Raw genomic sequence first — 21,306 nt, forward strand, 5'->3', positions numbered from 1 at the left:
TTAGAAAGGAGGTGATCCAGCCGCACCTTCCGATACGGCTACCTTGTTACGACTTCACCCCAATCATCTGTCCCACCTTAGGCGGCTAGCTCCTTACGGTTACTCCACCGACTTCGGGTGTTACAAACTCTCGTGGTGTGACGGGCGGTGTGTACAAGGCCCGGGAACGTATTCACCGCGGCATGCTGATCCGCGATTACTAGCGATTCCAGCTTCATGTAGGCGAGTTGCAGCCTACAATCCGAACTGAGAATGGTTTTATGGGATTGGCTTGACCTCGCGGTCTTGCAGCCCTTTGTACCATCCATTGTAGCACGTGTGTAGCCCAGGTCATAAGGGGCATGATGATTTGACGTCATCCCCACCTTCCTCCGGTTTGTCACCGGCAGTCACCTTAGAGTGCCCAACTAAATGCTGGCAACTAAGATCAAGGGTTGCGCTCGTTGCGGGACTTAACCCAACATCTCACGACACGAGCTGACGACAACCATGCACCACCTGTCACTCTGTCCCCCGAAGGGGAACGCTCTATCTCTAGAGTTGTCAGAGGATGTCAAGACCTGGTAAGGTTCTTCGCGTTGCTTCGAATTAAACCACATGCTCCACCGCTTGTGCGGGCCCCCGTCAATTCCTTTGAGTTTCAGTCTTGCGACCGTACTCCCCAGGCGGAGTGCTTAATGCGTTAGCTGCAGCACTAAAGGGCGGAAACCCTCTAACACTTAGCACTCATCGTTTACGGCGTGGACTACCAGGGTATCTAATCCTGTTTGCTCCCCACGCTTTCGCGCCTCAGCGTCAGTTACAGACCAAAAAGCCGCCTTCGCCACTGGTGTTCCTCCACATCTCTACGCATTTCACCGCTACACGTGGAATTCCGCTTTTCTCTTCTGCACTCAAGTTCCCCAGTTTCCAATGACCCTCCACGGTTGAGCCGTGGGCTTTCACATCAGACTTAAGAAACCGCCTGCGCGCGCTTTACGCCCAATAATTCCGGATAACGCTTGCCACCTACGTATTACCGCGGCTGCTGGCACGTAGTTAGCCGTGGCTTTCTGGTTAGGTACCGTCAAGGTACGAGCAGTTACTCTCGTACTTGTTCTTCCCTAACAACAGAGTTTTACGACCCGAAAGCCTTCATCACTCACGCGGCGTTGCTCCGTCAGACTTTCGTCCATTGCGGAAGATTCCCTACTGCTGCCTCCCGTAGGAGTCTGGGCCGTGTCTCAGTCCCAGTGTGGCCGATCACCCTCTCAGGTCGGCTATGCATCGTTGCCTTGGTGAGCCGTTACCTCACCAACTAGCTAATGCACCGCGGGCCCATCTGTAAGTGATAGCCGAAACCATCTTTCAATCATCTCCCATGAAGGAGAAGATCCTATCCGGTATTAGCTTCGGTTTCCCGAAGTTATCCCAGTCTTACAGGCAGGTTGCCCACGTGTTACTCACCCGTCCGCCGCTAACGTCATAGAAGCAAGCTTCTAATCAGTTCGCTCGACTTGCATGTATTAGGCACGCCGCCAGCGTTCATCCTGAGCCAGGATCAAACTCTCCGAAGAAATGTTTGACTTGCTCATTTAAAAAATAAAAATTAACGTTGACGTTTGTCGCTTTGTTCAGTTTTCAAAGTTCAATATATTTGGAGCGGGTGATGAGAATCGAACTCACGACATCAGCTTGGAAGGCTGAGGTTTTACCACTAAACTACACCCGCAATATGGCGCGCCCGAGAGGAGTCGAACCCCTAACCTTTTGATCCGTAGTCAAACGCTCTATCCAATTGAGCTACGGGCGCTTCTTATGATGTTTACCGCCGTTGTTTTGGCGACTTTATTATAATATCATTTCTGGTTTCTTATGTCAACACTTTTTTAAAAAGTTTTTTTGGTGCGGCCGAGAGGACTTGAACCTCCACGGGGTCGCCCCCACTAGGCCCTCAACCTAGCGCGTCTGCCATTCCGCCACGACCGCTAAATACATAAAATGAATAAGATGCGGGTGAAGGGACTTGAACCCCCACGTCGTAAAGACACTAGATCCTAAGTCTAGCGCGTCTGCCAATTCCGCCACACCCGCAAGAAATGAAAATGAGCCATGAAGGACTCGAACCTTCGACCCTCTGATTAAAAGTCAGATGCTCTACCAACTGAGCTAATGGCTCTTTATGGCTGGGCTAGCTGGATTCGAACCAACGCATGACGGAATCAAAATCCGTTGCCTTACCGCTTGGCGATAGCCCAATAATTTAAAATGGCGGTCCCGACGGGAATCGAACCCGCGATCTCCTGCGTGACAGGCAGGCATGTTAACCGCTACACCACGGGACCATCCAAAATTATGTATAAAACAGTCAAATGGTGGAGGATGACGGGATCGAACCGCCGACCCCCTGCTTGTAAGGCAGGTGCTCTCCCAGCTGAGCTAATCCTCCACAGAATATGTAAATGAAAATCAATGGTGACCCGTACGGGATTCGAACCCGTGTTACCGCCGTGAAAGGGCGGTGTCTTAACCGCTTGACCAACGGGCCATTATAAAATGGCGGAGAAGGAGGGATTTGAACCCTCGCGCCGCTTACACGACCTACACCCTTAGCAGGGGCGCCTCTTCAGCCACTTGAGTACTTCTCCATATGGCTCCACAGGTAGGACTCGAACCTACGACCGATCGGTTAACAGCCGATAGCTCTACCACTGAGCTACTGTGGAATAATATTTATCAGACTTCTTACATTGTAATCGACATTATATGTAATGTCAATAAGTTTTTGTAATTTCTTTGCCGTTTATTTGAGACGGCTTTATTAATTTATCATAATCAATCTATTTTAGTCAAGCATCTTCTACATTTTTTTTAATTTACCTTTACACTTTCCACAAACATATTTAACCGTGTTCACTTTTCTTTTTCGAACATATTTTTGATCACACTGCATACATACATATATGTGCTCTTTTTTCTTTCCATCACTTTCTTTTTTCAATGCCTGACAAAATCGAGGGGCGCCTACTTCTTTCATTAGCCTTTTAAAGTCTTGATCTCCATGCTTATACCCTTTCCCCTCAATATGCAAATGATAATGACAGAGCTCATGTTTAATGATTGCTACTATTTCTTGCCTGCCATATTGTTCAAAGTATTTGTAGTTTACTTCTATATTAGATGTACTTAATAAATACCTTCCACCTGTCGTACGTAAACGAGAATTAAAAGTGGCTTCATGACGAAATGGTTTGTGAAACAGCTTCAATGAAATTTCTTCTACAAGTATTTGTAAATCTTTATCATTCATCTTATATACTCCTCTACTGTATGAAATCACCTGACTAGCTCTTTGGGCATACACTTCATTACATACTCACTATTCACCTTATCATAAATGAAAAGGAGTGATTGCCCTTATGCCAATGTGGCTACAAAAACAAATGAGGCGCGCTTATTCTGAGAAAGACCGCGCACAAATAAAATTGCTCAATCAATGTTGGTTTTTTTATCAAAAAAATAATTCCGCTTCTTAAATCACTTCTTTTTACAAATAAAATTGCCTTTTCAGAAAATCTGAAAAGGCAATTTTATTATTGATGGGGCGGAATCATCGTCAGTGCAACTCTTCCTTTTTTCATGTCTACGTCTTCTACCCACACATTCACCAAATCTCCTACTGAAACGACATCGAGGGGGTGCTTAACGTACCGATTCGTTAATTTAGAAATATGGACTAGACCGTCTTGCTTAACTCCTATATCGATGAACGCTCCGAAGTCTACGACGTTTCGCACTGTACCTTCAAGCTGAATACCTTTTGCTAGATCCTCTAGCTTCAAAATATCCTGACGTAGCAAAGGTTTTGGCAGTTCATCACGAGGATCTCTTTCCGGTCTTACGAGCGCTTCTATAATGTCTTTTAAAGTAAGCTCTCCTATACTTAGTTCTTCTGATATTTCGGGTAAAGAAATATGTTTTAATGCTTCTTTTACTTTCTCCGTTCCAAGCTCAGTCTCTTTCACTTCCGCTTTCTTTAAAAGCTTTTTAACGTCTCCATATGTTTCAGGATGGATACCCGTTCTGTCTAAAGGTTCTTCACCTTCTATAATACGTAAAAACCCAATACACTGCTCATAGGTTTTAGCACCTAGACGCGGAATTTTCTTCAACTGTTTTCGGTTAGAGAATTTTCCGTTTTCATCCCGATATTTTACAATGTTTTGAGCAACTGTCTTATTTAGACCAGCAACGTATTGTAGAAGCGAAGCAGAAGCCGTGTTTGCATTTACTCCTACTTGGTTTACTACTGTCTCTACAATAAAAGTCAGTGAATCATTTAATTGCTTTTGAGACACATCATGCTGATACTGCCCTACCCCTACCGACTTAGGATCAATTTTCACAAGTTCAGCCAGCGGATCTTGCAGCCTTCTGGCAATCGATACAGCGCTTCGCTCTTCTACTTGAAAATCAGGAAATTCCTCTCTAGCAACATCAGAAGCCGAATATACGCTTGCTCCCGCTTCATTCACAATCAAATAATAAACTGGGTTTTCAATTTCTTTAAGAACATCCGCTACAAATTGCTCCGTTTCGCGAGATGCCGTTCCGTTTCCAATTGCTACTACTTCAATAGGGTATTCAGCGAACATTCTCTTTAATTTATTTTGCGCTTCCGCTGCTTTTCTCACAGGAGGATGTGGATAAATAACATCAATTTTTAATACCTTGCCCGTTTCATCTACTACAGCTAATTTGCAGCCTGTTCGAAAAGCTGGATCTACCCCTAATACTACTTTCCCTTTCAATGGAGGTTGGAGAAGAAGTTTTCGTAAGTTTTCAGAAAAGATGTGAATGGCTCTTTCTTCCGCTTTTTCTGATAGCTCTTTACGGATTTCGCGTTCAATAGATGGTTCTATTAAGCGTTTATAAGCATCTTCTATAGCTGAGATGATATAACTTTCGGCTGAAGAATCCCTTTTTTTGATTACTTGTTTATGTAAATACGAAAGAATACGATCTGTAGGCGCATCAATATTCACTTTTAAAATACCGTCTTTTTCTCCTCTATTCATAGCTAAGATACGATGAGGAACGATTCGCTTTACCGCTTCTGTATATTCATAGTACATTTCATAGATGTTTTTTTCATCTTTTTCCGGATCTTTGACTGAAGTAACAATTATGCCATCTTTTACAGTGGTCGTACGAATCCATTGACGATAAGACGCTTCGTCAGAAATTTGTTCCGCTACAATGTCTAGAGCTCCCTGAATAGCTTCGTCAGAAGATTGAACTCCCACTTCTTCATTTATGTATGCTTGCGCTTCATTCTTCACGTCAGAACGTGGAAAGCTTAGTAGCCACTGTGCTAATGGTTCAAGACCTTTTTCTTTTGCTACAGTTGCTTTTGTACGTCGTTTTTGCTTAAAGGGGCGGTATAAATCTTCTACTTGCTGCAATTTCTTCGCTTGATGAATTTGAGCAGCCAGTTCCTCAGTTAATTTCCCTTGTTCTTCAATTAATCGAAGAACTTCCTCTTTACGCTCCTCTAAATTCATTAAGTAGTTCCAGGAATCTAAAATATTCCGGATTTGGACTTCATCCAAAGCACCAGTTTGTTCTTTTCTATATCGAGCAATAAAGGGAACTGTATTACCGTCTTCTACTAAAGCAATTACGTTTTGTACTTGCTTTTGTGAAATCTCCACCTCTTTACTTACACGTTGAACAATTTGATTATCTAATTTCGTTGCAACAGACACAGCTTATCCTCCTACCTAAATGAAACTTTGTCTCTATTGTAACAAAACTCACATGCAATAACACATGTGAGCTAAAAAGAAAGGCTATGCAGTTGGAAGATGACCAGCGATATACGTAATATCGTCATTATGAGATCGAATTGCTGCTTGTAGCCGTGTCGACAATTGATCTACATTCATCGAGTTAGCAAAAACAGATTTAATCTCTTTTAATTCTAAGCCATCTGTATGAATCAAAAATTTAGAACCGGAGTCATATGGGAAGGTTTGTGTGCGGAACTTTTGAATTTTCCCTGATAAAAAACCTTGAATTGGCAGAGGGTACGTTAATTTCCCCTCCGGAGAATACAGATAAAAGCGGATATTACCTACGTTTGTATAATGAAATTCGTTATGTTTTTTATCAATTTTCAAAATAGCTACTGCTGCGCCTCTTGTATGTCGAGTAGCTTTGTTGCACTTAGAAATGATCTCATCCACATCTAGATGATGATGATCTTTCGCTACATCCGTAACAGCTACAGAAGCGGCTCTGGCTTGTTCACCGCTTCCTAATCCATCTGCCACTGCACATAGAAAATAGTCATCCGTTTCTTTGACATAGTAACTGTCTCCACAACAAACGTTCCCTTGCTTCGGCTCTTGGTATATATGAGTTTGAATCGACTTTGTATTAGGGTCTACTGTCATCACGACATATACTCCGAATCGTTAGAATCTGAGCGAGCTGCAGTTCTTAGCTTATCAAGCGCTCTTCTTTGCAGTCGAGATACATGCATTTGAGAAATCCCTAACTTCTCACCGGCATCTTTTTGACTCAGATTTTCAATAAATGTATAGCGAATCACTTCTTTTTCTCTATCGCTTAAGACATGCAGAATCTTTTCTAACACTAAGCGCTGATCAGTTTTCTCATAACCCGACTCTTGTTCACCTACTAAATCAAGGATTGTAACAGTGCTTCCATCAGAGTCTGCTTCAATGGAATGATCAACAGACAACGCTTGATAACTTTGCCCCATCTCCATCGTTTCTAAAATTTCTTCCTCTGTCACTCCGATATGATCAGCAATTTCTTTCACTTGAGGAGATCGCTGTAAACGGGTTGTTAGCTCTTCGACAGCTGCTTTAATTTTAGGACCTAATTCTTTGATGCGGCGTGGCACGTGAACACTCCACGTTTTATCGCGTAAAAATCGCTTAATCTCTCCAATGATTGTAGGAACAGCAAACGATTCAAAGCTTCTTCCAAATGAAGCATCATACCTTCTAATAGCTCCTAACAGTCCTAGCATCCCTACCTGCACAATATCTTCATGTAAGCTTCTGCCTTTTGAATAACGACGTGCAATAGATTCAACAAGGTTCTTGTAATGTACTACTAGATCACTTTGTGCTTCTTCATCCTGCGTTTTTTGAAAGCGCTCAATTCGTTCCTGAACCTGTTCTTTAGTTAATTTCATAGGTTGAGACTGTGTTTTCATCACTCTCCACCTGCTCTCTTTGCACATACTTAGTCATCATTAGCGTTACACCTTTTGAATTGACCATTTTCACTTCGTCCATTAGTGTTTCAATTAAATATAAACCAAGTCCACCTTCAGGAAGAAATTCAACTTCTTTTGATGTTTCATAAGGTCCTATATGTTCCTTAAGCTCTTCAAAATTGAAGCTTTCACCTTTATCGACCACCATGATTTCTAAACGGTCATCAAATAAACCAAAACCTACTTTAACTTCACCATTTTCGTCGCTTTTATAAGCATGCTGCACGGCATTTGTACATGCCTCACTGACAGCAATTTTCATATCTTCAATTTCATCATAAGAAAAACCCATCCGGTTTGCTACACCAGATAGCGTCAGTCGAATAATCGCTACATAGTCCGGCTTAGCAGGAATCTTCATCTCAACAAAGTCATAAGGCTGTTTCATTTTACGCCACCTTCTACTTGTGAATTCACGTTTAAAATGTCTGTAAGGCCCGTAATATCAAATAAGCGCTTGATGCGCTCTGATACACCAACAAATTTCAAAGAGCCGTTATTTTTCTTATTGGCTTTTAACAATGCAATAAATACACCTAGTCCTGTACTATCCATGTATGATACATCGGTTAAATCGACTATAATTTCCGGTTCAGTATGTTCAGTAATTTCCATGAACTTTTCTTTTAGCTTAGGTGCTGTATATGCGTCAATCTCTCCAGCCAGCTTAATACGATATGCGTGACCGTCCTTTTGTATATCTATTTTTAAATTCATCGTATTAGTAGACCCCCTCTAATTTTGTGCTATCTTTTCTGTACCCTTATTTAGAATACTTAAACTAAACTCTTCAAAATAATCAATGTAAAATCATCCCTCAATTGAAAATGCTGTAGTTTTTCCAGCTCTTTATATACAGATTCTACAATTTCTTGAGGAGACAAATGCATGTATTTTCGAATTAATTTTATGATGTCCAATCTTTCAATAAATCCTTCTTCAGTTCTGCATTCTGTTACGCCATCTGTTAACAGAACAATCATATCGCCTTTTGAAAGCTGCTGCTCGTACTGAAGATATTTCACATGGCGATCGACTCCTAGCACGAGTCCTTTTGCTTCCAAATCTTCAAATGAATCAGCTTTAGCGTCATAATAAAAGCCTGGCTCATGCCCTGCAGATGCATAATCAAATAAGTTTGTCTCGGGATTATAGCTTCCATAGAACATCGTAATAAACATACTTGGATCTACGTTTCGCTCTACAATATTATTCAAGTTCTCTAATACGTAACTTGGGTTTTTTCTTGAGTCCGGTAAGCTGTCCATTGCATACTTGATCATAGACATACACATTGCAGCTGGAATTCCTTTTCCGATCACATCGGCAATGGCAATACTTAACCCACCGTGTTCTTCTTCTACAAAGTGAAAATAATCTCCGTTCATCTGTTTAGCCGGTACGCTAATCGCGCCAATTTCTAAAGTTGAACTAGCCGGAACCTTTGTCCCTAACAGCGTCTGCTGGACGTTAGCGGCAACTTCAATTTCAGAACGAAGTTCCCGCTGCTTATTTTTTAATGTTTGATGCTCACGAAGAGCAAGACCGTAGCTAATCATTACTTCAAGTAAAAAGTCCAGAGAATGCAGCACTTTTTCTGGAATATCAGAATAAATTTCTTCAATCACTTCTTTATGAATGCTCACAATATCTTCTGGTGATATTTCATTCTCTAAAGATTTTCTACTTAGTTTTTGTCCTTGATACAAAATTTGTTCATTTTGTGTTTGGATATAGTTCCCCAAAATATCTTTGTATAAATCTCTCATCTCTTTATCAAAAGACATTATCTATTTCCTCCTACCGGAGCCACTTAACTGCTTTAATCTCAGTACCTTCTCCGACATTTGTTTCGATGTCAAACTCATCCATCAATCGTTTCACCCCAGGAAGCCCAGCTCCTAGTCCACCCGATGTTGAGTATCCATCTTCCATTACTTTGCGAACGTCGGGGATACCTGGCCCTTCATCTGTTGCTACGACAAGAAGACCGTTTTTTCCTCCACGATTTAATTTCTCAATATAGATTTGACCCTTACCCGCATATAGGTAAATATTACGAGCTAATTCAGAAATGGCGGTTGTAATACGAGCTTGGTCAACTGTTCCAAACCCTAGCTCTTTCGACACATTTCTACCTAATTGGCGTGCCGCTACGATGTCCCATTCTGTTACGATTTTTACGCTGGATTGGAATTCCATATACTAATCCCCCAATTCCGATTGGAGTTTCTCAAGACCTTTTTCTAAATCGAGTGCAGTAAGAACATCATTTAGGCCAATCCCTAACTCAACAAGTGTAATAGCTACTGCAGGCTGGATACCTGTTAATACTACTCTAGCCCCCATCAAATTAGACATGCTAACCACGTCACCTAACACTTTTGCGATGAATGAATCGATCATATCAATTGAAGTTAAGTCGATTACCACTCCTTTTGCTCCAGTTTGATGAATTTTACTTAGCAAATCTTCTTGGAATTGAATAGCCGTTTGATCATCCAGCTCCCATTGAATGGATACCAATAAATAGTCGTACAATTTCAAAATGGGTATTCTCACGTTTATTCCTCCGATTCTATATCAACTATTTTCCGCTCAGTCATTTCTAACGCAAACTCTACACCTTTTTTTAATGAGTTTTTCGTAATAATTTCGTTTAAGTTAATACCTAAGTTCACAATAGTCTGAGCAATTTCCGGACGAATTCCTACTAACAAACACTTGGCTCCAACCAAACGTACGGCTTCAGCAGCTTGAATGATATGATGCGCAACCATCGTATCCACTACTGGTACTCCGGTAATATCTATTAATACGACCTCTGATCGGTGCTTTACGACACCTTGCAGTAAGTTTTCCATAATTTTCTTTGCACGATCAGTGTCAATTGTTCCTACAAGCGGCATTACTGTAATTTTATCAAATACCGGTATTAATGGAGCAGACAATTCTTGAAGTGCAACTTTTTGCAACATAACTGTATTTTCCCACGAGTTGGAGTATTGTTCTACTATTTTGTTATAAATAGGACTTAACCACTTGTCAAACCGATAGAATAATTCAGAATGAGTTTGGTCAGCCTTCGCATGTTCACTGTTTACATACCCTTCAACCACTACGTGACCCAAGTTACGTACACCCTGTGTCAAATAAGCAAGAGGCCATCCTAAACTCACAACTCGTCCTACTACTTCCTCTAGTTCCTCTGCAAAATTTTCCTGATCACGGAATGCTTTTGCCAAAAGTAAATTTACAAAATCAGAGCTTACATTTACGTACACTTGCTCAGATACAATGTTTTTAATCCGCTCTGTTTCCACATCATTCATTAACACTAGCCATCGATCAAAAATTTCTGATTTATGATTTTGTATATAATTGAATAAATCTTGATTCATGAGGTCCTCCTTGTGAGTCAATACACTCATTTATATCTATATATATATTATCATTTTTAAAACGTTTCTTATTACAATATACGTTTACTGATTATTCCTAGTCAAATTAAAAAAGTTGCTCATAAAGGAGCAACTTAGCATAAATGGAAGTATAATTCTAAAAGTCGATAAGTCCTACACTGATTTGCAAGGCTTCATCCACTCTGTCCATCATTTCATCATCTAAATGGGTAATCTTGTCTGTTAGCCTCTGTTTATCAATAGTACGAATTTGTTCTAGTAAAATAACTGAATCTCGCTCAAATCCATAGCGCTTTGCATCAATTTCAACATGCGTAGGTAACTTTGCCTTTTGAATTTGAGCAGTGATCGCAGCTACAATAACAGTTGGGCTAAAACGATTGCCTATATCATTTTGAATGACAAGTACAGGGCGAACGCCTCCTTGTTCTGAGCCAACAACAGGAGATAGGTCAGCAAAATAAACGTCGCCACGTTTGACTACCAAGTCATTACCCCCCGCTTACTAAACGATCCACAGTATGATCAGCTTCATACTCTGCTAGAAAAGCCTCGGAAGCAATATTTAAGTTTATCTTTGCCATCTCCATATATCCACGTCTCATTGATTCGCGAATATGGCGTTTTTTTCGCTCACGAAGGTACAATTTTGTTGCTTGGTGAATAAAATCACTTCGGTTGCCATTTTCTTGTTTAACCATAAGATCGAGCTCCGATACTAAATTTTTCGGTAATCTTACTAGGATTTCTGTAGTTGCGCTCGCTTCAGACACAAACATACACCTCCAACATCAATACACACACCAATAGTCTCATCTTTCCTTATCATAACATTGATTAGCTTTAATGGAAAGTTAATTCTGTCAATTTCTACACTATTATCGTCAATTGATACCCTCTTTTATGCATGGAAGTTATTATTTTATTGTCTTTTGTTCACAGGCTTTTTATGTTGACTCAGGAAGATGTATATTCAGCGCAAGATATAATTATTAACATCAATATGCTGCGAATCTCTTGTATAAACCCTCGGAACCCTTGCTGCAACCATGCAAGGGATTTCATAATTAATTGTTTCAAGATGCTTCGCTACTTCATCAATTGTAATTTCAGCACCTTTTTGTTTTCCAATAAATGTGACTTTCGTGCCCGTTTTATACATTTTAGGCAATTTAATCATCAATTGATCCATGCATATTCTACCAACAATTGGCACTTTAACTCCATCTACTAACACTTCAAAATTACTTAATTTACGAATCCAGCCGTCTGCATATCCTACTGGAATAGTAGCAATCCATTCATCTTCTTTAGCTTCATAAGTAGCTCCGTAACTGATATGACTCCCTTTTTTGACTTTTTTAACATGCACAATACGGCTGTGCAGCGAAAAAGCTTGTTTTAACGGAATTGGCAAAACTTCTTTTAATTCCTCAGAAGGGCTCAAGCCATACATAGAGATACCTAAGCGTACGCCATTAAAGATATCGTTCGGACGACGAAGCAAGGCTGCGCTATTTGCACAGTGAATCATCGGAGGTGTAAAATTATGTTCTTTCACAATTCCAACCATTTCTTCAAAGAATGTGTATTGTTCTTCAAAATAAGACGAATTTAGCTCGTCTGCTGTTGCAAAGTGTGTAAACACTCCATCCAGCACAAATCCCGAATGAGAAGCGATGATCTTCATCGTTTTGTGTAATTCTTCTTTTGTTCTAATTCCTAAGCGACCCATGCCTGTATCTATTTTTAAGTGCATATGCAGCTGACTGTTTTCACCTAGAATGGACGCTGCTTCTTCAATCCAAGCTTTGCTATAAGCAGTGACCGTTACATCCCACTCCAATGCGGTTTGAATGTGTAGGGTAGGCACGGCTCCTAATACTAAAATGGATTCCTTTATTCCTTTTTTTCGAAGAGCAATAGCTTCATCCAGAAAAGCTACAGCTAGCATATCAGCGCCAGCTTGAAGCGCAATCTCTGCTACTTCTTTATCTCCATGCCCGTACGCATTCGCTTTTACTACGGCCATTAACATTTTATGCCCCGGTATCAGTTCTCTTACATGATTCACATTTTGAAAAATGGCTTCTACATCAATTTCTGCCCATGTTTCTCTATAAAATGCATCCATTACTACGACACTTCCTTTTTTCAGAACCATTCTAAACGTACTTTCCTCTGTTAGTATAATACATCTATAGCCAAACTTCATCTCGATCTTTATTCAAATCAAGCAAGAACAAGCCTACATATATGCAGGCTTGTAAGCTTCTCTTATTTTCCCATCTGACTTTGCACAGATCTAGCAACTGTACTCAATTCATCTGGTGTTAGCTGATCAGAAGCCAGCATAAAGTCTACTCCATTATATGTCCAAGATAGACTTTTATTCGTTAAAGCTCCCACAGTAAAACCTAAATCAAACGGCTCTCCGGCAGTAACTGTAGATGTTGCTGTTTTAGCTACTTGAGCTTTTTCTTGTACAAGCGTAAACGGCTTTTCTCCCTTGTACATTAAAACGACTCTCTCGCCATTTTCCGTCTCAATTTTCTTTTCCTTGGACAGCTTTGTACCTTTTGGAACATCCTTAGGGTAAAGAACGCTAAATGATTTTTGCTGAGCTAATGTCGGAATGTCAATCTTTGCACTTGTCATGTTTCTTTTTGTATCAAAAGCCCCTTTATCAAACTTAGAATCGAATTTCACCTTAGAGAAATCAACTTTTATTAACACTTTATTATCCGTATCCATAATTTTAACCGACACAGGCGCTAAGTCACTTTTGTTCACCGTAATTTCTTGTTTAGGAAGCATTGTGCTATTTTGATAGTTGGTTTTTGTTTCAAAAATATAATGCTTATCCGTTGATTTAAAACTTGCCTTTTCATCCTTCACAATATCTTGGACAAGGGATTCATACAAATAAGCTTGACTGCTATTTTGCGGCCAGTCACTTTGAAAACGAAAGCTTTTATTTAAGGCCGGCGTTAAAACAAAAACCCCTTCATCATTACGCAAAATCATTTGGCTTTGATCTTTCTTTGTATTTTTCAAATTCACTCGATAATACATAGGCTTACTATGCCAAATCTCTACATCGTATACTTGAGCATCTTTCCCTGTATTCAATGTCATCTTAGCATCTGATTTATACCCCGCCATTTCTTGTACCTTGGCATCCAATGCATCTGTTACATCCTGCTGACTTTTTTCACCGCATGCTGATAAGGCTAAGAGAAAAAAGGCGCAAACAAATAAGCCAATCCATTTTTTATGCATTTCCCCAACTCCTTTATTTCGTATATTCACAGCTAAACGGAGAAGCAAGAACATATCTTGTCTCCCCTATCCACACTATGAATATATGAACAAGAAATAGTGAATATGCAGACTAGCTTGACAAGCGTTCAATAATTACTTGAGCAATCGCATAGTGCGCACTGTGCGAAATAGATACGTGTACAGACGCTTCCAGTGGTTGTTTTGTAACAATGTGGGGTTTTCCTCTTTCATCATTCACAACTTCGATATCTTGGAAGCTGAAATCTTTTCCTATTCCTGTTCCAAGAGCTTTCGAATATGCTTCCTTCACAGCAAATCTTCCTGCTAAAAATTCGACCTTACGTCGGCTTGATAGCTTTTCATAGCGTTCTTTTTCATTTTTTGTTAAAATCCGAGTAATAAAAGCGCTTTGCCGTTGCACCATTTTTTCAATCCGGTCTAACTCTGTAATATCAATTCCAGTTCCTATAATCATTTTCATTTAATCCTCTCTTACAGAATAGTATATAAAAATGCCTTTATAAAAAGGAGTGACAAATATGTTCGTACGCACAGAAAATGCAGCTGAATTTAAACGTTTTTACCCTGTTACCTTCACGCTTATCTGCATCCACATTGCGCTATGGTTACTTGCCGCTCTTCCCTCACACCTTGCAGAATCTTTTATACATCAACTTATTGGTGTGAATAGCTTAATTTCTCAAGGAGACTACTGGCGACTTTTCACACCTATCTTTTTGCATCTAAGCTTTTCACACCTTCTTTTTAACTCATTTTCCTTGTTCTTGTTAGGACCAGGTGCTGAGCGTATTCTTTCTTCTTATAAGTTTCTTCTATTCTACCTTACGTGTGGATTGCTTGGAAATATTGTTACATTTCTAATCCAATCTTCTTTTTACAGCCATGTGGGTGCATCCGGTGCCATTTTCGGGCTGCTTGGGTTTTACCTCTATCTTGTCATAAAACAAAAGCATATGCTTTCTAAAAGCAACCAGCAAATCATTGTCGTCTTTTTAATTATTGGATTACTTTCAGGTCTGCTAACACCAGGAACCAACAACACAGCTCATTTCGCTGGAGGTATTGCTGGATTTCTTCTCGCTTTTCTTGCGTTCAAACAGAAAAACAAGCCACAGATATGAGGCCTGCTTTAGGATTTAATATAAAAAGTGGATGAGTTAATAAATTCCACATCTTCATAAGACTTTAAATCTCTTACTAACTGAAAGAGCGCTTCATCTTTTTTCTTAGCTTCAATCATGCAATCAATTTGCGGTATCGTTCCATTTATTTCTTTTAAAAAGCTGTAAAACCCATTAACATCGATATAATCTGCATGGGCTCTAAATTCTTTATCACTTTTAGGACTAGATATATGCATTTTAAGAGGAAGCGTTTCATGTTCCCATGTTCTAATGATACGGCCCCAATGCTCTTGCCATGAAGTTTCATCGTTGTTTGCCTGATGATGATGAAGATCAAAAATGATTGGGACATTTAGTTTTTCACATAAATATAAGACGTCCTTTATATGAAAGGTTGTATCGTCGTTTTCCAACATAATCATTTGCTGAATGGATTGAGGTACAAGCCCCCAATTGTGAATAAACTGCTCCAGTGCTTTTTCTTTATCATTATAAGCTCCTCCAACATGTAAAACACAGCGATTTTGAAGCGGAACATCCATTCCTTTCAGCAACTTTTGATGCATGCGAAGAGTTTGGATAGAATGCTTAAAAACCTCTTTATCCGTTGAGTTTAAAACAACAAAATGATCCGGATGAAAATCTACTCGCATTGGATGTTCCTTCAAAAATACAGAAATACGCTGAAGAGCATCCTTTAAAGGAGCTATGTAGTTCCACTCTTTTAGCGCGTCATGGTTAGCTAATGGAATTAGCTTAGAACTGAATCGAAAAAACTCAATTTCACTCCATGCATTATGTTTTAATAACCGTAAGCAGTTTTCTAAGTTGGATATTGCAATACGTTCGAGCTTGCGAATGGCCGCTTCATGATCTTTCACACGCTGAAATTGTGCAAAAGTCATTGTTTGAGAAGGAGAACTATTTTCCAAATGAACGCTCATCGCCACATAACCTAACCGAACAATGGTCGACATCAGTGAACACCCCATTTTATTTTACTCATAGTGTGCACCAATAAAATAGCAATTAACACATAAAAAAAACGAGCCTGTTAAGGCTCGTTTTTGTTTTACGCTTTGCTGCGAGAATCTTTACGATTACTGCTGCTATTGCGATTTCTATTATCACTGCCGTTGCTTCCACCGCGACGCTTGTCACCAAAACGCTTTGAGTTTCCACGACGATTTTGCTGTGAGTAGTTTTTAGAATTAGAACGTGAGCGACCTCCGCCATTTCCACGTTTGTTTTTATCACCTTTTGCAATTACCGGTGGTTCCGCAGTTAATTGAATTGGTGATTCGTTTGGCTCTTTTGTAAATAATTTAATTGCAGCTGCCACTAATGAAACTGAATCGTGCTCTTCAAGTAACTCTTCTGCCAACTGTTTGTAGTAAGATAAGTTGCCTTGTGTCACAGATTCTGTTAATTTGTCAGCCGCAATACGCTGTTGACCTTCCATTGCTTCATCAAGCGTTGGAGGCGTCATACGCTCCATTTTACGTTTTGTTGTACGCTCAATGTTGTGTAACTGTCCAGTTTCTCTTGGCGTTACAAATGTCATAGCAGCACCCATTTTACCAGCACGTCCTGTACGTCCGATACGGTGTACATAGCTCTCTGGATCTTGAGGGATATCAAAGTTGTATACATGAGTAACACCAGAGATATCAAGTCCGCGTGCAGCTACGTCAGTCGCAACTAATACATCAATAGAACCTTCTTTAAATTGACGTAGTACAGATAGACGTTTCGATTGCGTCAAGTCACCATGGATACCTTGAGCAGAATAACCACGCATATTTAATGCTTCTGATAACTCATCAACACGGCGTTTTGTACGACCAAAGATGATAGCTAATTCAGGTGATTGCATATCTAAAAGACGAGTAAGGATATCAAATTTACGCTTTTCTTGCACTTCTAAATAGTACTGCGTAATGTTTGGCATCGTTACTTCTTTTGCTTTTACTTTTACCACTTTTGGTTCGTTCATGAATTTTTCAGCAATGCGACGAATTGGAGTAGGCATTGTTGCTGAGAATAAAAGTGTTTGGTGGTTCTCAGGTACGTTTGATAAGATTTTTTCAATGTCTTCGATGAATCCCATGTTTAACATTTCATCTGCTTCATCTAATATAACTGTATGAACGTCTTGTAGACGAAGTGTACGACGATTAATATGATCTAGCATACGTCCTGGTGTTCCTACGATAATATGAGGGTGCTTTTTCAATGCACGAATTTGACGACTGATATCTTGACCACCATAAATTGATAGTACGCGTACACGCTTTGTTTGACCAATTTTGTAAAGTTCTTCAGATACCTGTACAGCAAGTTCACGAGTAGGAGCAATAATTAATCCTTGAATTGCATCTACGTTTACATCAACTTTTTCGATAAGAGGAATACCAAATGCCGCTGTTTTCCCTGTTCCTGTTTGTGCTTGTCCGATCAAATCGTGACCTTCTAGTGCCAATGGGATAGTTTCTGATTGAATTGGTGTTGCTTCTTCAAAACCCATTTTACTCACAGCTTTATTAAGCTGTTGACTTAATCCTAAATCTTGAAATAATGCCAAGTTTTTCAAACTCCTTTTATATTTAGACTATCTATATTTTACAAAAAAAAGCATTCTCCGAGGAAACGGAAAATGCTCTAAACGACTACTTCAATAAATTCAACGTTTAGAGTATAAGCGCCTCAAGACACTCAGACTACATCATAACACTATGGCTTTCCGTTTGCAATAGAGCTTACTTATACTCTTTTTAATATCAAGGTAATTTATGCATCATTTTTGAGATAACTTCCTCAAGCTTCATCCCTCGAGATGCTTTCACTAAAACCACATCTTCTCTTGTTGTAATCGCTGTTAATTTTTTAACAAGCTCATCTTTCTCCTCAAAGTGCATTGCCTTATCTTCTGCAAAATTATTTTTTGCTCCTTGCTCAATTTCAACAGATAAGGGGCCGTATGTGAGAACATAATCAATTTTTTCTGCTTGAATAAACTCTCCCACTTCTTTATGAAACTCTTTTTCCTGATCGCCTAACTCCAGCATATCCCCGAGAACAAGAATTTTTTGCTTATAGCCTTCTAAATCATGCATCAACGTGATAGCAGCTTTAACGGACGTTGGGCTTGCGTTATATGCGTCATTAATGAAGGTCAGGCCATCTGTTCGTTTCACGAGCTCCATACGCATATTGGTTAGCTTTAATTCTTTTAATCCCTTAGCGATTGTTTTATTGTCTAGTCCAAAATAATGACCTACCGCAATCGCAGAAAGCGCATTGTGAACATTATGTTTACCTAATACCGGGATAAAGAATGAATATGTTGTTTCACGTGAAACAGTGAATGTTGTTCCTAACTCTTCAGCTGAAATAGCACTTGGATACAAATCGTTTTGTTCTGAGCTGCCAAATGTCACCGTTTCAAATACTGGATTAACTACGCGCGACGTTAAAAGCGGCTCATCACCATTATAGACAAGCTGACCTGTTGGTGCTAAGCCGCTTGTAATTTCTAATTTTGCCTCCGCGATTCCATCACGGCTTCCTAAGTCTTGAAGGTGCGATTCTCCGATATTTGTAATAATGGCCACATCAGGCTCCGCTAAATTAGAAAGAAACTCAATCTCACCTCGGCTGCTCATGCCCATTTCTAAAACTGCAATATCATGAGTTTCATCTAAACGCAAAATAGTAAGCGGCATGCCGATATGATTATTAAAGTTTCCATCTGTTTTCAGAACACGGTAAGTTGTATCAAGCACAGCTTTCACCATGTCTTTTGCCGTTGTTTTTCCGTTACTTCCTGTAATGCCCACTACTTTAATATCTAACTCGTGACGATAGGATTTCGCTAATTGCTGAAGAGCTTCTAGCGTATCATCGACTAAAATAACGCTAATGTCTGTCGGTGGGTTTTCTTCATCCTTGTTCCACAGAGTAGCGACCGCTCCGTTTTCAATTGCTTTATCGACAAATGCATGCCCGTTAAAACGTTCCCCTTTAATTGGGATATATAAATTGCCTTGCTGAATGGTTCTCGTATCAATTGAGACTCCCTCAATTACAGCTGCTTCGTTCCCGCTATGAAATACACTTCCTGGAATCATTGCAGCTAGCTGTTTAAGCGTACGTTTAATCATTGTTGGTTTGCTCCTCTCGATATAAAGTAAATTATGGATAACATTAATTGAAACGAAACACAGAAACACTATTCATAATGAATAGTGTTGTGTGAGTTACATTGTGTGTTTAATTTGCTGCTTTTCAGTATGACGTTCAATTGCTAGTGATACAAGTTTTTCAATTAAATCTGGATATTCAACCCCTGCGTGTTTCCACAATAACGGGAACATACTGAAAGGTGTAAAACCAGGCATCGTATTCACTTCATTAATAATGAATTTACCTTCTGATGTTAAGAAGAAATCTGCACGTACAAGACCAGATCCATCAATTGCTTTAAATGCTTTGATTGCTAGTGCTGACATTTCTTGATGCTGTTCTTCTGTAATTTCAGCTGGAATAATAAGACCTGTATCGCCGTCTTCATATTTGGCTTTGTAATCGTAAAACGCTTTTTTAGGTAAGATTTCTCCAACTACTGAACAAGCTGCTTCATCATTCCCTAACACACCAATTTCAACTTCACGACCAACTGCTGCTGCTTCTACAATGATTTTTCGATCGAATAAGAAGGCTTCAACAAATGCCGCTTCTAACTCTTCGCGGTTATCACATTTGCTAATCCCAACGCTTGAACCCAAGTTTGCTGGTTTAACAAAGCAAGGGTATCCAAGTGTTTCTACTTTTTCATAAGCAGCCGTTCGATCTGCTTCCCACTCGCGGCGGATAAATGATACGTACTCTACTTGAGGCAGACCTGCCTGTGCAAACAGCTGCTTCATTACAACTTTATCCATACCAGCCGCTGAAGCTAATACACCATTTCCAACATAAGGAATATTCAATAATTCTAATAATCCTTGTACCGTACCATCTTCTCCATTTGGACCATGAAGAAGTGGGAAAATAACATCTAGCTGATCATCTGTTTTTGAATCTGTTAATGCAAACATTTCCGTATTCAATGAAACTGGTGAAATAGCAGTTCCGTTATCTTGAATTTCTAATTGAGCAACTGTTTCAAGCGGACCAGTCAGCTGTGTGCCGCGAATCCACTTTCCTGTTTCTGTAATGTAAATTGGATGCACTTCATATTTATCGTGATTAATTGCTTTTGAAACTGCTAGAGCTGTTTGTAAAGATACTTTATGTTCAGCGGATTTTCCTCCGTATAAAAGGCCAAGCTTAATTTTCACTGATGTTCCTCCTAACACATATTCATCTTTTCTATTTTATCATGCACGTTTAGATAGTAAACAGAAATATTAACTATTATTACGTATGTCAAAATAGCTAGGCTTGTGAAAGAAATTCCAGCTTCTCCTTTCATTATTTAAAATGACCTTTTCACTTAGATCATTTATTTTTAAAAAAACTTTTTTGATTTTAAATCTTTTTTAAAAGTTTATTTGTAAAGTTTATCTATGCTAAAGATCACCATCAATAATCGAACTTATAGTTCTGGTATAAATCAGGAGGTTCAACAATCATGAGTAAAATGGGAAAAACGATGATTGCTGCCTGCAGCGTAGCCATTGGAAGTATTTATGCAACCGGTTATATAAACACTCTATCTGACGCGCAAGCTGTTCAAGTCACGCCGGCTCGTCATCAGAAAAACACGACCGATCAGACAGACAATCAAACGATTGTTAATGACAACTGGGGAGAAGATATAGCTTCTTCTAATAAGAACCCTTCATCAGCGAGTACCGAAAGTTCTGCTCCTAAAACAAAATACAAAGATGGAACGTATGCTGGACAAGGAAGCAACCGTATCGGAACTGTTTACGTATCGGTGACCATTAAAAACGATCGAATTGATATAGTTGAAATTACAGAAGCGGATACTCACTATTCTGAGAGTTACATTGAGAATCTTCCGTCTCAAGTGGTACAAAGACAAAGCTCAGATGTCGACGTCGTGAGCGGAGCAACGCTTAGTACAGAAGATTTTCAAAATGCCGTGGACGACGCACTTCAGCAAGCAATGAATGCATAAAGGAGAAACGAA

Annotated in this window: 22 protein-coding genes, 11 tRNA genes and 1 rRNA gene; 3 read left to right on the forward strand and 31 right to left on the reverse strand. The window is 39.6% G+C overall.

Features of this window, described 5'->3' with window-relative positions; genetic code table 11:
- Positions 1-4 precede the first annotated feature (4 nt).
- From ACO1DI_RS23410 to ACO1DI_RS23470, 13 genes are all read right to left on the reverse strand, one after another.
- Positions 5-1,556: ribosomal RNA gene (locus ACO1DI_RS23410) — 16S ribosomal RNA — on the reverse strand.
- Positions 1,557-1,637: 81 nt separating this feature from the next.
- Positions 1,638-1,711, reverse strand: a tRNA-Gly gene (locus ACO1DI_RS23415).
- A 4-nt stretch (positions 1,712-1,715) separates the two neighbouring features.
- A tRNA-Arg gene (locus tag ACO1DI_RS23420) sits at positions 1,716-1,792 on the reverse strand.
- A gap of 90 nt (positions 1,793-1,882) precedes the next feature.
- Positions 1,883-1,968 (reverse strand) — tRNA-Leu (locus ACO1DI_RS23425).
- A 22-nt stretch (positions 1,969-1,990) separates the two neighbouring features.
- A tRNA-Leu gene (locus ACO1DI_RS23430) sits at positions 1,991-2,073 on the reverse strand.
- Between the two features lie 12 nt (positions 2,074-2,085).
- Positions 2,086-2,158, reverse strand: a tRNA-Lys gene (locus ACO1DI_RS23435).
- 4 nt (positions 2,159-2,162) lie between these two features.
- Positions 2,163-2,237 (reverse strand) — tRNA-Gln (locus ACO1DI_RS23440).
- An 11-nt stretch (positions 2,238-2,248) separates the two neighbouring features.
- Positions 2,249-2,324: transfer RNA gene (locus ACO1DI_RS23445), tRNA-Asp, on the reverse strand.
- Positions 2,325-2,352: 28 nt separating this feature from the next.
- Positions 2,353-2,428 (reverse strand) — tRNA-Val (locus ACO1DI_RS23450).
- A gap of 24 nt (positions 2,429-2,452) precedes the next feature.
- Positions 2,453-2,527 (reverse strand) — tRNA-Glu (locus ACO1DI_RS23455).
- A gap of 9 nt (positions 2,528-2,536) precedes the next feature.
- Positions 2,537-2,627 (reverse strand) — tRNA-Ser (locus tag ACO1DI_RS23460).
- 3 nt (positions 2,628-2,630) lie between these two features.
- A tRNA-Asn gene (locus tag ACO1DI_RS23465) sits at positions 2,631-2,705 on the reverse strand.
- Positions 2,706-2,839: 134 nt separating this feature from the next.
- A complete protein-coding gene (locus ACO1DI_RS23470) occupies positions 2,840-3,289 on the reverse strand; it encodes a SprT family protein (protein WP_115652917.1) in 450 nt (149 codons plus the stop codon).
- 109 nt (positions 3,290-3,398) lie between these two features.
- On the opposite strand from ACO1DI_RS23470, the gene cmpA reads away from it, so the two are divergent.
- Complete coding sequence (cmpA, locus tag ACO1DI_RS23475; protein ID WP_013055014.1) at positions 3,399-3,515, forward strand: cortex morphogenetic protein CmpA; 117 nt, start codon at positions 3,399-3,401, stop codon at positions 3,513-3,515.
- A gap of 57 nt (positions 3,516-3,572) precedes the next feature.
- Here cmpA and ACO1DI_RS23480 read toward each other — a convergent pair whose 3' ends face one another.
- The 14 genes from ACO1DI_RS23480 to acpS all read right to left on the reverse strand — a co-directional run bounded on the left by ACO1DI_RS23480 (position 3,573) and on the right by acpS (position 14,476).
- Complete coding sequence (locus ACO1DI_RS23480; RefSeq protein WP_115652916.1) at positions 3,573-5,747, reverse strand: Tex family protein; 2,175 nt, start codon at positions 5,745-5,747, stop codon at positions 3,573-3,575.
- A gap of 84 nt (positions 5,748-5,831) precedes the next feature.
- Positions 5,832-6,437 carry a PP2C family serine/threonine-protein phosphatase gene (locus tag ACO1DI_RS23485; protein WP_014461966.1) on the reverse strand — a complete coding sequence of 202 codons (606 nt, stop codon included), beginning with the start codon at positions 6,435-6,437 and terminating at the stop codon, positions 5,832-5,834.
- Positions 6,437-7,231: an RNA polymerase sigma factor SigB gene (sigB, locus tag ACO1DI_RS23490; RefSeq protein ID WP_013055011.1), complete on the reverse strand. Its 795-nt coding sequence runs from the start codon at positions 7,229-7,231 to the stop codon at positions 6,437-6,439. The genes ACO1DI_RS23485 and sigB overlap by 1 nt, the downstream gene beginning before the upstream one ends.
- A complete protein-coding gene (gene rsbW / locus ACO1DI_RS23495; protein ID WP_014461967.1) occupies positions 7,197-7,682 on the reverse strand; it encodes an anti-sigma B factor RsbW in 486 nt (161 codons plus the stop codon). Before rsbW ends, sigB begins: the two co-directional genes overlap by 35 nt.
- Positions 7,679-8,011: an anti-sigma factor antagonist gene (locus ACO1DI_RS23500; protein WP_014461968.1), complete on the reverse strand. Its 333-nt coding sequence runs from the start codon at positions 8,009-8,011 to the stop codon at positions 7,679-7,681. Before ACO1DI_RS23500 ends, rsbW begins: the two co-directional genes overlap by 4 nt.
- A gap of 59 nt (positions 8,012-8,070) precedes the next feature.
- Positions 8,071-9,081 (reverse strand): PP2C family protein-serine/threonine phosphatase, encoded by a 1,011-nt coding sequence (locus ACO1DI_RS23505; protein ID WP_013055008.1) that lies wholly within the window; start codon positions 9,079-9,081, stop codon positions 8,071-8,073.
- 13 nt (positions 9,082-9,094) lie between these two features.
- Positions 9,095-9,496, reverse strand: coding sequence for an anti-sigma regulatory factor (locus ACO1DI_RS23510; protein WP_013055007.1), 402 nt, complete (start codon positions 9,494-9,496; stop codon positions 9,095-9,097).
- Positions 9,497-9,499: 3 nt separating this feature from the next.
- The gene (locus ACO1DI_RS23515) at positions 9,500-9,856 is read right to left on the reverse strand and encodes an STAS domain-containing protein (RefSeq protein WP_013055006.1); all 357 of its coding nucleotides are present in this window, start codon (positions 9,854-9,856) and stop codon (positions 9,500-9,502) included.
- Between the two features lie 2 nt (positions 9,857-9,858).
- The gene (locus ACO1DI_RS23520; protein ID WP_014461969.1) at positions 9,859-10,695 is read right to left on the reverse strand and encodes an RsbT co-antagonist protein RsbRA; all 837 of its coding nucleotides are present in this window, start codon (positions 10,693-10,695) and stop codon (positions 9,859-9,861) included.
- A 157-nt stretch (positions 10,696-10,852) separates the two neighbouring features.
- Entirely contained in the window at positions 10,853-11,203 is a 351-nt protein-coding gene (gene ndoA, locus ACO1DI_RS23525) for a type II toxin-antitoxin system endoribonuclease NdoA (RefSeq protein WP_013055004.1), read from the reverse strand.
- A gap of 4 nt (positions 11,204-11,207) precedes the next feature.
- Positions 11,208-11,489 (reverse strand): CopG family ribbon-helix-helix protein, encoded by a 282-nt coding sequence (locus tag ACO1DI_RS23530; protein ID WP_013055003.1) that lies wholly within the window; start codon positions 11,487-11,489, stop codon positions 11,208-11,210.
- Between the two features lie 200 nt (positions 11,490-11,689).
- A complete protein-coding gene (gene alr, locus ACO1DI_RS23535) occupies positions 11,690-12,931 on the reverse strand; it encodes an alanine racemase (protein WP_372462488.1) in 1,242 nt (413 codons plus the stop codon).
- Between the two features lie 62 nt (positions 12,932-12,993).
- Positions 12,994-14,052, reverse strand: coding sequence for a LolA family protein (locus tag ACO1DI_RS23540; RefSeq protein ID WP_014461972.1), 1,059 nt, complete (start codon positions 14,050-14,052; stop codon positions 12,994-12,996).
- 58 nt (positions 14,053-14,110) lie between these two features.
- Complete coding sequence (gene acpS, locus ACO1DI_RS23545; RefSeq protein ID WP_042992604.1) at positions 14,111-14,476, reverse strand: holo-ACP synthase; 366 nt, start codon at positions 14,474-14,476, stop codon at positions 14,111-14,113.
- A gap of 64 nt (positions 14,477-14,540) precedes the next feature.
- Between acpS and ACO1DI_RS23550 the strand changes: the two genes are divergently transcribed.
- The gene (locus ACO1DI_RS23550; RefSeq protein WP_014461974.1) at positions 14,541-15,143 is read left to right on the forward strand and encodes a rhomboid family intramembrane serine protease; all 603 of its coding nucleotides are present in this window, start codon (positions 14,541-14,543) and stop codon (positions 15,141-15,143) included.
- Between the two features lie 8 nt (positions 15,144-15,151).
- On the opposite strand, the gene uvsE is transcribed toward ACO1DI_RS23550, so the two are convergent.
- The 4 genes from uvsE to ACO1DI_RS23570 form a co-directional block, all read right to left on the reverse strand.
- On the reverse strand, positions 15,152-16,123 hold the full coding sequence (gene uvsE, locus ACO1DI_RS23555; protein WP_042992385.1) for a UV DNA damage repair endonuclease UvsE: 972 nt from the start codon (positions 16,121-16,123) through the stop codon (positions 15,152-15,154).
- Positions 16,124-16,218: 95 nt separating this feature from the next.
- Positions 16,219-17,730 carry a DEAD/DEAH box helicase gene (locus tag ACO1DI_RS23560; RefSeq protein WP_042992387.1) on the reverse strand — a complete coding sequence of 504 codons (1,512 nt, stop codon included), beginning with the start codon at positions 17,728-17,730 and terminating at the stop codon, positions 16,219-16,221.
- Between the two features lie 196 nt (positions 17,731-17,926).
- Positions 17,927-19,309 carry a UDP-N-acetylmuramoyl-tripeptide--D-alanyl-D-alanine ligase gene (locus tag ACO1DI_RS23565; protein ID WP_243550134.1) on the reverse strand — a complete coding sequence of 461 codons (1,383 nt, stop codon included), beginning with the start codon at positions 19,307-19,309 and terminating at the stop codon, positions 17,927-17,929.
- 96 nt (positions 19,310-19,405) lie between these two features.
- Positions 19,406-20,488: a D-alanine--D-alanine ligase gene (locus ACO1DI_RS23570; RefSeq protein ID WP_013054995.1), complete on the reverse strand. Its 1,083-nt coding sequence runs from the start codon at positions 20,486-20,488 to the stop codon at positions 19,406-19,408.
- Positions 20,489-20,781: 293 nt separating this feature from the next.
- Here ACO1DI_RS23570 and ACO1DI_RS23575 point away from each other — a divergent pair, with 293 nt between their 5' ends.
- Positions 20,782-21,294: an FMN-binding protein gene (locus tag ACO1DI_RS23575; protein ID WP_208732796.1), complete on the forward strand. Its 513-nt coding sequence runs from the start codon at positions 20,782-20,784 to the stop codon at positions 21,292-21,294.
- The last annotated feature ends 12 nt before the right edge of the window (positions 21,295-21,306 follow it).

The organism is Priestia sp. 40 (assembly GCF_049368575.1).
GTDB classification, from domain to species: Bacteria; Bacillota; Bacilli; order Bacillales; family Bacillaceae_H; genus Priestia; species Priestia zanthoxyli.